10 protein-coding genes and 1 pseudogene are annotated in these 13,598 nt (G+C 43.2%); 2 read left to right on the top strand and 9 right to left on the bottom strand.

The features are described from left to right. Nucleotides 1-58 precede the first annotated feature (58 nt). From hrpA to I3255_RS07370, 5 genes are all read right to left on the bottom strand, one after another. Nucleotides 59-4,276, bottom strand: a complete 4,218-nt coding sequence (hrpA, locus tag I3255_RS07390; protein WP_238038248.1) for an ATP-dependent RNA helicase HrpA — start codon at nucleotides 4,274-4,276, stop codon at nucleotides 59-61. A 184-nt stretch (nucleotides 4,277-4,460) separates the two neighbouring features. Continuing rightward, the gene (locus tag I3255_RS07385) at nucleotides 4,461-4,778 is read right to left on the bottom strand and encodes a hypothetical protein (protein ID WP_238038247.1); all 318 of its coding nucleotides are present in this window, start codon (nucleotides 4,776-4,778) and stop codon (nucleotides 4,461-4,463) included. A gap of 1 nt (nucleotide 4,779) precedes the next feature. Then, entirely contained in the window at nucleotides 4,780-5,367 is a 588-nt protein-coding gene (locus I3255_RS07380; protein WP_238038246.1) for a DUF1543 domain-containing protein, read from the bottom strand. A gap of 68 nt (nucleotides 5,368-5,435) precedes the next feature. Then, on the bottom strand, nucleotides 5,436-6,224 hold the full coding sequence (locus tag I3255_RS07375) for a metallophosphoesterase family protein (RefSeq protein WP_238038245.1): 789 nt from the start codon (nucleotides 6,222-6,224) through the stop codon (nucleotides 5,436-5,438). A 128-nt stretch (nucleotides 6,225-6,352) separates the two neighbouring features. Further along, entirely contained in the window at nucleotides 6,353-7,774 is a 1,422-nt protein-coding gene (locus I3255_RS07370; RefSeq protein ID WP_238038244.1) for a DASS family sodium-coupled anion symporter, read from the bottom strand. 367 nt (nucleotides 7,775-8,141) lie between these two features. Between I3255_RS07370 and I3255_RS07365 the strand changes: the two genes are divergently transcribed. Continuing rightward, a complete protein-coding gene (locus I3255_RS07365) occupies nucleotides 8,142-8,306 on the top strand; it encodes a hypothetical protein (protein WP_201598769.1) in 165 nt (54 codons plus the stop codon). 133 nt (nucleotides 8,307-8,439) lie between these two features. On the opposite strand, the pseudogene I3255_RS07360 reads toward I3255_RS07365, so the two are convergent. Further along, nucleotides 8,440-8,742, bottom strand: a pseudogene (locus I3255_RS07360) (DUF1275 family protein); the annotation flags it as partial. Nucleotides 8,743-8,871: 129 nt separating this feature from the next. Further along, nucleotides 8,872-9,681, bottom strand: a complete 810-nt coding sequence (locus I3255_RS07355; protein WP_165596971.1) for an enoyl-ACP reductase — start codon at nucleotides 9,679-9,681, stop codon at nucleotides 8,872-8,874. 384 nt (nucleotides 9,682-10,065) lie between these two features. Between I3255_RS07355 and folE the strand changes: the two genes are divergently transcribed. Then, a complete protein-coding gene (gene folE / locus I3255_RS07350) occupies nucleotides 10,066-10,662 on the top strand; it encodes a GTP cyclohydrolase I FolE (RefSeq protein WP_238038243.1) in 597 nt (198 codons plus the stop codon). Between the two features lie 111 nt (nucleotides 10,663-10,773). On the opposite strand, the gene msrB is transcribed toward folE, so the two are convergent. Both msrB and I3255_RS07340 read right to left on the bottom strand, forming a co-directional pair. After that, entirely contained in the window at nucleotides 10,774-11,988 is a 1,215-nt protein-coding gene (gene msrB / locus I3255_RS07345) for a peptide-methionine (R)-S-oxide reductase MsrB (RefSeq protein ID WP_238038242.1), read from the bottom strand. A 295-nt stretch (nucleotides 11,989-12,283) separates the two neighbouring features. Continuing rightward, nucleotides 12,284-13,588 (bottom strand): iron-containing alcohol dehydrogenase, encoded by a 1,305-nt coding sequence (locus I3255_RS07340; protein ID WP_238038241.1) that lies wholly within the window; start codon nucleotides 13,586-13,588, stop codon nucleotides 12,284-12,286. Nucleotides 13,589-13,598: the final 10 nt, after the last annotated feature.

Here is a 13,598-nt window from a genome sequence, read left to right as displayed (position 1 = left end):
TAAAAGGCCAGATCAGCAGTTGCTAATCTGGCCTTAACATTCAAAAAAACTCTTGGTTCTAGCCCACTTTGTCCCACATTTTACTAAGACGCTTGGGCGAAACTGCCATACGAGTTTTCATTGGCTGAGCAAATAGCTGGATACGATACTCCTCCACCATCCAGCGATATTCGCTAATGGCTTCTTTGTCCGCACGCCCTGCCAATCGCTCCATATGCAAGTCAAGCGCGTAGACACCGTCGAGGTCGGCATCCAAATTATGCTCAAGACGCTCTAAGCGAATCTCTAGTGCCTCAAGATAACGTGGATACTGCTGCCAATGACTATAATCCATTCGATAAACAAAATCAGCCAAATACAAATCTTCTAATTGGTCTTCGATATCATCAATAGATTCTCCAAATATCTCGCGGTCCAACATCAATAGACTTTGGCGAATACGCTGCCAGCGCGTATAAACATTTTTCAGCGTTTTTATGACGCTTTGACCAGTCAATAAGAAGTTATTTAACACAACTTCTAGCGTCTGTGCATATTCCTCAGGCGTAAACGGTAACTCCTCGCTCAATCCAACTGCGATATCGTCAGCGCTCTCAGGCAGGCTCTCGGTATGATCAAATAACACATAATGCTCTTCAAGCGTAGCATCCAATGTGGCATCAATGACGATTGTCTTTAGCTTTTCCATATCACCAAGTGGTGCAAAAGCCAGTTTAAATATTTTATCTACTTGACTGGTGAGCTGTTTTTTCTTCGCGCCAAGTTTGCCTTTAATTAAGGTCAATACGCCGATACGATGCGCTTGTAGTGCTGCATTGACATCGGTGTACTGATGAATCGATACCGCTTCGCCTGCTTCATCAGCAACGAGAGCCGCAAACTGCTTCATGACCACGCCTGCACTATGATGGTTTTTGCTAAAGGCAAAATGCTCAGGGAATTCAGTATGCGCGCCTTGTTGCTCATTCACCGCTTGACTGGTCTCGGAGGCATGACGAATCTGTAGCGTTTGCAGATCACGACCTTTTTCGATAATGCGGTTTTTGTCATCGACCACACAAATTTGTGGCTGCAAATAACGGTCAATCGTAGAAGGGCTAAAGCTCTCCGGCGTCACCGACATGATACCGCGGCGATTGAGCGCTTGGCACAGTTGTTTTAACAGCCCTTGTCCACCTTGCTGCTGCAACTCATCAAACAAACTATCTGCGGTATCAGGTATCGGGACGATCTGACGACGGATATCTTTTGGCAATGATTTGAGCAACTGTAGCACCAACTCATAGCGCCAACCTGGTACACCCCATAGTAGCTCAATCGCGTCGAGCTGTGGTAATGCAGCAAGCGGTACGCGTATGGTCACGCCATCATCATCGCTTGCTGGATCAAAGACATAACGCAGTGGCAGTTTTAGATCGCCCAGCTTCCATACCTCTGGGAAGTCGCCCGTGGTCGGTGCTTGACTAGTAAGTACATCTTCATCGGTAAAAAACAAATACTTAGCATCGTTTTTTTCTACCTCTGCCCGCCAATCTTCAAACGTTTTGCGACTGGCGACGTGCTCGGGAATCTTTTTATCATAGAATTGATATAGCGTTTCTTCATCAACCAATAGATCCCGGCGACGTAGCTTGTCTTCGATGCGCTCAACATGAGCAATCTTGTCCATATTGTGCTGCAAAAATGGTGCATTGCGACCGAAGTTACCAGTCACTAGACCATCACGAATGAAAATCTCTCGTGATTCAGCCAAGTTTACTTGCTCATAATTGGTCAGCTGTTTGCTGATGATAATCAGACCAAATAGGCTGATCTGCGCGTAAGCTTTGACCCGTCCTGTTTTCTTGGACCAATGTGGTTCAAAGTAGTGATATTTAAGCAAGTCGCCTGCCGCTGAGATAATCCACTCGGGTTCGATTTTGGCAACGGTACGCATAAAGACTTGCGAGGTTTCAACCATCTCAAACGCCATCACCCAAGGCGGTATTTGTTTGAACACCGTACTCGCTGGGAATATCTTGGCTTTTTGCTGACGCGCCGCCAAATACTCACCGCGACTTTCGGTTTTATGCGCAATAATAGACAATAGACCCGTCAATAATGCTCTATGCAAATTGGCATATTTGACGGCTTTTAGTTCTTCATCTTCAATCGCAGTTGGGTCATTCTTAGCGACATTTTTATCAGACGCTTGTGAGTCATTGGCATCTGTCAATTTAAGCTCAGTCACCATTTGTACCAGTTGACGATGTGTCTGGTGCCATTCACGGACACGCGGGAAGCTCAGATAGTTCTTTTTCGCAAACTGCTTACGCTGATTACCAGACAGTTTGTTGCCGTCTTCATCTTTTTCAAACAGTGCTTTCCACAGACTTAAATAAAACAAAAAGTCAGAGTCGTCTTGACGGAAGACCGCATGCTTTTGATCCGCTTGCGTACGTTTATTGGCAGGACGCTCTCGTGGATCCTGTACAGCAAGCGCTGCCACAACGATTAGCATTTCACGAATACAATCAAAGTCGGAACCAGCCACCAGCATACGTGCCAGCCTTGGATCGATTGGCATACGTGCCATTTTCTGACCAGTCACTGTCAAGCGCAGGTGATCGAGTCCTTTTTGACGTTTTGGTTGTTTATTTTTGTCTTGAGCAGCGATGTCCTTTTTGGAAGTGATTGCCCCCAGCTCATCAAGCAATTTATGACCATCCGTAACCAAGCGGCTATCAGGCGGCTCAATAAATTCAAAGTCATCGACACTGCCCAATCGCAGGTTTGCCATCTGCAATATCACAGATGCCAAGTTGGTACGTAGAATTTCAGGCTCAGTAAATTCAGGACGACCGCTAAAGTCCTCCTCAGAATATAGGCGAATACAAACACCCGGAGCGACACGGCCACAACGACCTTTACGCTGGTTGGCAGCCGCTTGCGAAATCGCCTCAATCGGTAGACGCTGCACACGTGAGCGATACGAATAACGCGAAATCCGCGCAAATCCCAAGTCAATTACATAGCGAATACCCGGTACGGTCAACGCCGTCTCCGCAACGTTGGTCGCAATGACAATACGTCGACCTCGACCTGATGGCTGAAAGATACGCTGCTGCTCTTCATACGTCTGCCGTGCAAACAGTGGCAACACTTCGGTATGACGTGGACCATGGCGCTCAAGCACTTCTTGCATTTCACGGATTTCTGCTTCAGTCGCGGCAAATATCAGAATATCTGCTTGATCGGCATGACCCTTATTTTGCGCGTCGCTAAAACACTCCTCGACAGCAGCAACCACAGCACGCGGCAGGTTCTCTTCAAAATCGTCATAGCTGTCATCTTCTGAGCTGTTTACTGGCTCATCCGTCAGCGGACGATAACGAACTTCTACCGGAAAACTGCGTCCCTCGACATTAAAGATAGGTGCAGGAACTTGCCGTTTTAATTTTGCATCGTAACGACTAAAGTACTCACTAAAGCGCTTGGTATCGAGAGTCGCTGAGGTAATAATGACTTTTAAATCTGGACGCTTGGGTAACATCTTTTTGAGATAACCCATGATGAAATCGATGTTCAAGCTACGCTCATGCGCTTCATCGATAATAATCGTATCGTACTTACTTAAAAAACGATCATGACCAAGCTCAGCGAGCAAAATACCATCAGTCATCAGCTTGACTACAGATTGCGCTGAGCCTTGCTCATTAAAGCGAATCTTAAAACTGACGGTATTACCTAATGGCTCTCCCAGCTCTTCAGCAATACGGTTCGCGACACTGCGCGCGGCCAGTCGTCTTGGCTGCGTGTGCCCTATCTGTCCAGTAATACCGCGTCCTGCCAGCATGGCAAGCTTAGGTAACTGCGTGGTTTTACCCGAACCTGTCTCACCCGCCACGATAATCACTTGATTATCAATGATTGCTTGTACCAGATCTTCCGCGCGTTGACTAACAGGCAAATCAAGATTTAATTTGGCAGGTAAGTCGCTTGGGATACTATCAATACGTGCCTGCACTGCTTCCTGAGAGCGCGTTTTTATCTTGTCGTATTGGGCACGCTTCTTGGCAAGGACATCGTCGTGATTGTTTTTTTGCTCAGAAACATCATTGGATTTTTTATTTTTGGACACAGCAGCGCGCGCCAGCTCTCGTTCGAGACGGCTTAAGTAATAGCTGTCTTTGGCAAGCACTGGTAAATCACTCAGTAATTCCGCTGGTCGCTTTGCACTGTTAGTTTCATCTACAGTAGATGTTTTTAGACTGGTATTCTCAAAAGTATCAGACATATTTACTTAGGCTATTTATTATGTATAAGTGGTTAGATTATGGAGACAAATGCAGGGTGATTCAAGGTAGTTATGAGGACAATAACGCCTCTATCCCATAAGCAGTATTAAACGAAGATACACTTAGTCCATAAATATTAAATTTCATATCATTAAAGGCATAGAAATGGTCTAAATGAGAAAACTAATTACTAACAGTATAAATAACCTGTTGGTTAGTCGCAGCCCCCACAAAAAAGGTGTGCATTTTTTGCAGTGCCAGCCTAGGAAAAGGAAGATGTAGTGACAGTATCAATTTTTCAAACCCTAACATCTCATTAGCTAACTCTTTCGCTACGTCAGGATGAATCTGCGGGTTTTCATAAATATTGTCAATTAACCACGTTAATCGTGGAAATTTTGCGTTATCATGGATTTGATAAAGCGTAGGTAGTAGGTCATCAGATATCTGACAGCGCGCTTTGCGGATTAGACCACTTTTATAATACATATCTAGTGACATATCAGGATAATTTCCTTAAATTTTTAATACTCAGATAACCCACGTATTTTTTGTCCTCTTTGATATCGACACCGTCTGCATCAACGATAGGCTCAATCAACAGCTGAACATTTGAGAGCAAATCATTCACGTTATAGATATCATCTATATCGACCTCAAACTTATCATCGATATGAGAGGCAGCGTCGAAAGGTGAGTCTTTATCTTTAAAGGTGAACTGTTTATAAAACTCGCTTTGCTTTGCTTGCTTAATGGCTTGTGCCTGACTGGTGGCAACAATAAGCAATTTATAATGAAACTCTTCAAAACTACCCTGCTGATAGCCGCCCAAATTGATAAAAAACAGCTTTAAGTCAGTCTCTTTGTTTACTTGTTTATCTGACTCAACCAGTTTAATCGCATAGCCATCAACCTTAGTAATCGCTCGATATGAATCAATGTGCCATTTGTTTTTGACTTCTGGCCAATGCTGATTGATATCCTCTACCAGCTCGCTGACGTGATTGGCCACACCAAAAAAGATGTCATGCTGTTCAATCAAGCGACCTTTGGGACGGCCACCAAGTTGAGCCATATATAGAGTGAGCATATAACGTAGTCCTGATAAATTTTTCATTGTAGCTAGTTTTAATTGAGCATAATATCGAGCGCGTCTTATTACAATACCCGCCCGGTATTCAATGCAAATGCCCAATCTCTACGTCCATTTTTGAGCGCCAGTTCTGCTGCTGCTTCATGATCATAAGCGACCTTAATATGCTCAGTCTGCCAGCATTTACCTTGCGCCGTTTCTATACAGGTTATAAGCGCGTAGCTGGCATGAGGCGAATACGTTTGCATCTTATGAATAATCGGCAAATCATCTTCGTAAGCTGGGTAACCAACGCTACCACTATTAATAACCATTTGCCCTGATGACAGTGTGACTGTACGTGGAATATGCGTATGTCCACAGACAATGACAGGGCTATCGATACCATTCAATAATGACAAGATGTTCGAGTCGCTACGTACTGTCGGTGCGCCTGTTGCGATATCTTCAAGCAAATATACCATGTCATCGGTTGGCGTCCCATGACAAAGATAAATATACTCACTTAAATGACAATCGAACGGTAAAGCGCGCAGCCATTCAATTGCGTCTTTAGAAAGATCACTGACAATAAAATCCATCGTTGGATTATCAGCGATTTCTGCTTCAGTCGCTTCATAAATCTGCCTATCTTGATTACCCCGAATGGTAATAATATCATCTCGATGTGCCATTAATAATTCATAGGTCGCCCTAGGCGCTATCGGCCCATACAAAATATCACCAAGATTGACGATTTGATTGACACCGCGTTTTTTGATATCGCCAAGCACAGCGTCAAGCGCAAAGACATTGCTATGAATGTCTGAAATAGCAGCGATTGTAATGAGAGTCTTACAGCTAGAGGGTATCATGCGGTCTATTATCCCCATAAGTTATGATGTGATAAATGAATAGAGTATAAAAAATAAAAACCTGATGCCTCATTAATATTGGGACATCAGGTTCTATTTATTATGGTAATGCTAATGGTTCGTTAGACTTATAGTAGGAAAAAATACGCCCAACACCCAACGATAACAGTAGAGATGATATTGAGGATAACACCTGTACGCACCATCTCTGTTTGCTTGATCAAACCTGTACCAAACACGATAGCGTTTGGCGGCGTGGCAACAGGTAGCATGAAGGCACAAGACGCACCGATCCCAATAATAAGTACTAAGACTTCGCTCGGTATACCCATATGCTCTGCAATTGCCACAAACACAGGCACTAAGAGCGCGGCTGATGCGGTGTTTGATGCAAACTCTGTCAAGAAAATAATAAAAGCTGAGATTGCAAGCATTACGACCAATAGTGGTGCAGTTTGTAAGCCATTAGCAACCGTCTCGCCTAGTACTAATGATGCGCCTGATATTTTTAGAATATTTGATAGCGCAATACCGCCACCAAATAACATCAATACACCCCAATCCGTGTTGTCTGATACTTGTTTCCAAGACACCAGACCCAAACTCACGACCGCCACTGCTGCAAGTAATGCAATAACGGCATCCGTATCTTCGATACCAACTGCAGCACCAATTTGCTTAGACAGTATCCAGCTGACTGCTGTTATAACAAAAATGGCAATTGTCAATACGCGCGGCTTGGTCCAATGGATGTTCTCATCCTGTTGCAAGGTCATCGTGCGGTTTAGGTTCGGCTTTAGATACAAATACATCGCACCCAACAGTACTGGTAATAGTATCAGCATCATTGGAATACCAAACTTCATCCAATCAACAAACGCAATATCCAATGCTTTTGCGGCAATTGCATTTGGCGGCGAGCCGACAATCGTACCCAAACCACCGAGACTTGCTGAATAAGCAATACCAAGTAGTACAAACACAAACGTACCGCGATCTTCTTTACTATCGACTTGCGTCAAAATACCGAGTGCAAGCGGTAACATCATTGCCGTTGTCGCCGTATTTGAGATCCACATGGACAAAAACGCAGTCACGCCAAAAATCAACAAGACCGCGGTACTTAGCTTACCCCCTGATAAGGACAAGATTTTTAGTGCAATCTTTCTATCAAGTTTTTGTACATGTAATGCGGCTGCTAAGGCAAAACCACCAAAGAAGAGATAAATAATGGGACTAGCGAAGCTTTGCAGACCGACTTCAGCATTAAAATCAGGAATGCCAATTAATGTTCCAACCACAACCACCAAGATTGCAGTGATAGTGACATGTATCGCCTCAGTGAGCCATAACACGCCGATAAAAAACAGCATTGCTAGCCCTTTATTGGCACTGACCTCAAATGGCAATACACTGTAGATAATAAAACTAATGATTGCCGCAATGGCGACCACGATCAATCCTTTTCCCGTTCCCTTTGGGAATGTATCCGTAAATAAATACTCGTTACCATCATCAGGAATATGGCTATCCAGCTTTTTCTCTGACATAAATTATCCTTATCACATCCAGAGTGAGTATGAAGTCGAAAATTACTACAACACATACTTGTTATAAGACATCATAATATTCATATAGTGAACATTACGCGCGAAAATATCATATCAGAATAACTTATATATGAATATGGTTTGATTAATTTTTTTTAATGTATCCGCTTGATTTATTAACAATAGTAAACTCCTAACTTTATTTTATAATTTAGAAGTGGCTTTCTGCTTCTTATGAATATTCCGCTTGGTAAATTACACAAAGCTTGCAAAAATTCATTAATTAGCGCTATACAAGTAAAAACTGATACCACATAATTGTAAGGTTAGATAGATAATCATCAATAAAAACAAGAGGAATGATACTATGACAGATGCAAATAAAACCGATGCAACCACAAAAATGGCGCCAAAAGACATTAATCAAGATGGTCTGGCCAAAGAAGATCAACAGCGTACTGACGACTCAGCGCTAGATATGATGCAAGGTATGCATGAGCATGAAGATCATCAAGAAGAAGGCACAAAATAAAAGATGGTAGAACGGCAGATAAAGCCAGTTATCTAGCATTAACAGCAAAAATAAGAAGCGCTTGTCATGATGATGAGCGCTTTTTTAGTTTTGGTTCTCTTTGTTCTGGCAAGTGATTGGAGACATAGTTATATATAAATGCTGCTTCAAAATATAGCGCACACCTGTAACGACGGCCTAGTGTTGAGGATGTCTGTCCAATGACAAAACCGCTTAGTATTGCCCCTGACAAAATAGACAATAGTAGCGCACCTATATACAAAATACTGCGAGAATCTGAGTAAGCGATAGCTGCTGCAAATAAGCTGACATTACCAGTGACATGCGAGACCGATAAGTTAGCAAATCCCATTAATGCGGTTGTGTTCACGCAGCCGGCGCTAAATGCCAATACCGCCCCACCCCACAATATCCACCTTGGTAACTTGGTTATCATATTGGTCACCTAAAGGCACATTGACAAAAAGACTCATAGTATCACGAGAAAAGGCAGCCAATTGGCTGCCTTTTCAATAGTTGAGCAAATCATTCATAATGACCATCAACGCAAAAGATAGTTAAATGATTATTGCGCTGGCTCATCAAGCATCATCAACTGCTCACTGATAGCGACGGTATTAAAGCCTGCATCAACAAACATAATCTCACCCGTGATACCAGATGCCCACGGAGATAATAGGAATAGTGCTGCGTTGCCTACTTCCATCTGATTGACATTACGTTGTAGTGGCGCGATTTTTTCGCTGATATCGAGCATTTTGCGGAATGATTTAATGCCACTAGCAGCTAGCGTGCGAATTGGACCTGCTGAGATCGCATTGACACGAATACCTTCGCCGCCCATAGAAGTCGCTAAGTAGCGCACGCTGGCTTCAAGACTGGCTTTTGCCATACCCATGACATTGTAGTTTGGCAATACTGAGATACTGCCTTCATAAGTCAAAGTCAGCATAGAACCATGACGCATTGCCAGCAACTCACGAGCGGCTTTTGCCAATGCAACGAAGCTGTAGCTAGAGATATCGTGCGCGATGTGGCTGCCTTCACGCGTGGTGGCATTCACAAAGTCACCATCTAGCTGATCCATCGGTGCAAAACCAATGGCGTGTACCACACCATCAATACCATCACCCCAATGGGCGGTTACTTGCTCAAAACAAGCAGCAATAGACTCATCAGAGGCGACATCACATTCTAGTACCAAATCCGCTTCGAACTGTTCGGCAGCCATGTCCACACGCTTTTTGATTTTATCGTTCGGATAAGTCAAGATCAGTGAGGCACCTTCACGATGCAGTGCTTCTGCGATAGCCCAAGCGATAGAGAGTTTACTTGCGATGCCAGTTACGACAAATCGTTGTCCTTGCAATAGCATAAGATTTCCTTTTGAATCAATCGAGATGATTTAGAATATAGGTTTATTTAGAGTAATTAGAAAGTGACGCGTCATGAAATGATGCAAATCAAAAGATGACTTATTATACACGAATTAGTTTAAGTAAACAGTCGTAAACTGTACTTGGTTACTATCATTAGTGTCGCAATAATACTAATGAAATATCATCATTGTCACCGTTCTAATTGTATCTATAACAGTCCTATAATGACTAAACTCTGAACTACTCACCACAGCAGTATGAAGTTCAGCAGATTTCGAGTATAATCACAGCCCTTCCCAGCTTGCACAATTTTATAAGAATCCTGACATGATAGGATTCAACGTTAAGCTACACCCACATTTTGGATGGCTGCCAAACTTATGAGTAACACCCCAATAATAACCCCAGATTATAAAGAAAGTACCGAATCCTATCGCCAACTGATTGGTTCGACTGGCGAAGACTTAGATCGTCCTGGTTTATTAGACACGCCTGTACGTGCGGCAAAGGCTTTCGCTCACCTGACCAAAGGCTATCATCAAAGCATTGAAGAAGTGGTCAATGATGCTGTCTTTCCATCAGCCAATCGTGAGCTAGTACTGGTACAGAACATTGAGTTTTATTCACTGTGCGAGCATCATATGCTACCGTTCCATGGTGTCGCTCATATTGGCTACCTGCCTGATGGTCAAGTACTGGGACTGTCGAAGTTTGCCCGCATTGTCGATATGTTTGCCCGTCGTCTGCAAATACAAGAAAACCTGAGTGAGCAGATTGCACAAACCATCATGGATGTTACCGGCTGTCGCGGTGTAGCAGTAGTCATGGATGCCTCGCACATGTGTATGATGATGCGCGGTGTCAGCAAACAGCACTCAACCACGCGTAGTACCGCGATGCTTGGTGAGTATCAGCATAATAATCAAGCTCGGAATGAATTTTTGGGTGCCGTCCCTAAGCGCCAACCAGCGTTTTAAACTGTTAATGGCTTAGGCTATGTTAAATAAAAACCAAACAAAAAGGACGCATTATATGCGTCCTTTTTTTTAACTATATAAAGTAATATTTCAAGTTTTAGCAAATCAATGCTAGCTCACTGGTTTGACCTCATCTATCCATTGACCGTAACCAGCAGCTTCCATCTGTGCAAGTGGAATAAAGCGCAATGCCGCTGAGTTCATGCAATAGCGCTTACCTGTTGGTGCTGGACCGTCATCAAATACATGGCCCACATGTGAGTCTGCGTAACGACTACGAATCTCAGTACGTGTCCCAAAGATACCGCGATCTGCTTTTTCTACCACCATATTCGTGTTCAATGGACGAGTGAAGCTCGGCCAACCCGTGCCAGACTTGTATTTATCACGAGAAGAAAATAGTGGCTCACCAGATACGACGTCTACATACAATCCAGGCGCTTTATTATCCCAATACTCATTATTAAAGGCGCGCTCGGTACCATCTTTTTGAGTGACTTTATACTGGATATCAGTAAGCGATTTTTTTAGTTCATCCTGCGATGGTTTGACAAAGGTATCTGGGTTAAACCCTGTACTTGCTTTACTGTTTGGCGTTTGACTGGATGTAACTGGCTGTGCACTATCTGCAGTCGGCTTGAACTGACTAAAATCAAGCTCATAGTCTTTGCCGTACACACTTTCTATAAACTGATAGCGGCCAGAATTAAATGTGTAAGCCTTATAACGTATCGGATTCTTTTTATAATAATCCTGATGATACTCTTCGGCAGGATAGAACTTGCCGGCAGGAACAATCTCAATTACGACTGGTTTGTCATATACCCCAGAGTCTTGTAATGATTGCTTGGCAGCTTCTGCTATTTTCTTTTCTTGCGCATTGTTATAAAAAATAGCTGGACGATACTGTGTGCCACGATCGACATATTGTCCTTGATCATCAGTGGGGTCAGCGATTCTCCATAATGCTTGTACGATACCATTGTAAGTAATTTTCGTAGGATCATAATACACTTGCGCCGCTTCCGTATGACCCGTACCACCTGCCGACACTTCTTTGTAGGTTGGGTTTTCGGTATTGCCACCCGTATAGCCAGACACCACTTCTACGACGCCTGGGATTTTCTCGTAACCTGCTTCGACACACCAAAAACACCCGCCAGCCACTGTAGCAACTGCCAGTCCTGGGGTTGTCGGTGCATAGGGATTAGCAGCATCTGCATTTTTTACAGTAGTGCTATTGTCGGTAGACGCGCAGCCTACATAAAGGGCACTACTCGCTACGATAACCAGTCCCATAACTTTAGACGATAATGTGCGATTCATAAAAATCTCCCAAACGTAATATCATTTAACCATCGTAACGCTTATGTATCACTACAACATTCCTGTATTGTTATATATTTACAATTTATTAAGTTATTTTTTATTAATTAAGTCGTAGCACAAGATAAATTAAACGATGGTTTGATTATGACAAAGGCTTTAGTATAGTTAATATATAGAGATAAACCATTTTATTTCAAGATCTTATATTTTTTTAAACGCGTTAAAAAAGCCTATCCTCAAAAGAGTTATAGGCTTTTTTGTCTATCATAAGTCTGTCAGTACAAGCAAAAAGTTATGATGCTTTCTGAGTGTCTTTATCAGCGCACTCATCACTTACTTGCTTAATTTTTGTTAAGATTTCCTTAATTTCAGCTGCTGAGAGATAGGTTGGTACGGCATAAGTATCACTGACTTCTTTCGCTGCTGCTTTTGCAATATCATCAAAGTCACTGGCCTGCATACCGCTAACGGTCGGATCAATATTTAGATCTGCAATAAGCGCTCTGACTTGTTCAATGAGATGATTTGCTATTTCTTTATCGCCATGACCAGCTTGGCCGTCTGCTACCATACCCGTTCTTTTTGCCAGTGCGGCCAGTCTCTGCTTGCTTGCTTTACGATTAACATCAAGCACATAAGGCAACACGATCGCATTAGCACGACCATGAGGAATGCTATAGTAGGCACCTAATTGGTGAGCAATAGCATGCACATAACCCAAGCCTGCTTTGTTAAAGGCGATACCACCATAATGAGCGGCAATTCCCATCTCTTCTCTTGCTTTTAGATTGCCGCCGTCTTTGTAAGCTAGCGGCAGGTAATGCATGACCGATTTGACGGCAGAGGCCGCATAGTAATCCGTCTCCACACTGGCATTGGCACTCATCCAGGCTTCTAATGCATGGGTCAACACGTCAATTCCCGTATCAGCGGTGATATGTGCTGGCATACCTTTCATAATAACGGGATCAATCGCTGCGGCGAGCGGCACCATTCTTGGATCAATAGACAATGCTTTTTGGTGTGTTTTATCATCAGATATCACTGCACCAAGGGTTGCCTCTGAGCCAGTACCGGCTGTTGTAGGCACGCAATATAATGGCGCCGATGGCTTTCTTGCTTTAAGGATACCGATCAGTTGCTGAGGCTTGCATTTATTGCCTTGAGACATAGCGATCATTTTGGCAGCATCGATCACTGAGCCACCGCCAATGGCAATAATAGAGTCGCAATTTGCTGCTATAGATTGGCGCAGTCCTTCTTCGACTACGTTAAAAGTAGGGTCTGGTGTAATGCCATCATAGACATGATAGCTGATGTTTTTTGCATCTAGATAATCAGTGACTTTTGCAGGGATACCGAGTTTGTTTAGTACCGCATCAGTGACAATAAAGACATTGGTATTACCTTCGTTGATGAGCATGTCGCATAGCTCATTGCAAGCGGACTCACCTACAAATAACATCGGTCTTCTGATAGGTATCACGTAAGAGACTGCTTTGAGTACTTTAGCGCGTGTCTTAGCCACTGCCAAATAACCAGCATGCTGCAAGCTGTTGTTCTTTACTAATTTAGTAATACTGTTTTGTTTTTTCATGGGTACAAAA

This window comes from Psychrobacter sp. Ps6, assembly GCF_022129235.1.
In the GTDB taxonomy this organism is placed as follows: Bacteria; Pseudomonadota; Gammaproteobacteria; order Pseudomonadales; family Moraxellaceae; genus Psychrobacter.
Note: the sequence above shows the minus strand (reverse complement) of the source record. Positions and strands in the feature narration are given on the sequence as shown.

What these genes read in the sequence shown, in the direction of transcription:
- hrpA (WP_238038248.1), bottom strand. Translation starts at nt 4,276, where the DNA reads ATGTCTGATACTTTTGAGAATACCAGTCTAAAAACATCTACTGTAGAT.
- I3255_RS07385 (WP_238038247.1), bottom strand. Translation starts at nt 4,778, where the DNA reads ATGTCACTAGATATGTATTATAAAAGTGGTCTAATCCGCAAAGCGCGC.
- I3255_RS07380 (WP_238038246.1), bottom strand. Translation starts at nt 5,367, where the DNA reads ATGCTCACTCTATATATGGCTCAACTTGGTGGCCGTCCCAAAGGTCGC.
- I3255_RS07375 (WP_238038245.1), bottom strand. Translation starts at nt 6,224, where the DNA reads ATGATACCCTCTAGCTGTAAGACTCTCATTACAATCGCTGCTATTTCA.
- I3255_RS07370 (WP_238038244.1), bottom strand. Translation starts at nt 7,774, where the DNA reads ATGTCAGAGAAAAAGCTGGATAGCCATATTCCTGATGATGGTAACGAG.
- I3255_RS07365 (WP_201598769.1), top strand. Translation starts at nt 8,142, where the DNA reads ATGACAGATGCAAATAAAACCGATGCAACCACAAAAATGGCGCCAAAA.
- I3255_RS07355 (WP_165596971.1), bottom strand. Translation starts at nt 9,681, where the DNA reads ATGCTATTGCAAGGACAACGATTTGTCGTAACTGGCATCGCAAGTAAA.
- folE (WP_238038243.1), top strand. Translation starts at nt 10,066, where the DNA reads ATGAGTAACACCCCAATAATAACCCCAGATTATAAAGAAAGTACCGAA.
- msrB (WP_238038242.1), bottom strand. Translation starts at nt 11,988, where the DNA reads ATGAATCGCACATTATCGTCTAAAGTTATGGGACTGGTTATCGTAGCG.
- I3255_RS07340 (WP_238038241.1), bottom strand. Translation starts at nt 13,588, where the DNA reads ATGAAAAAACAAAACAGTATTACTAAATTAGTAAAGAACAACAGCTTG.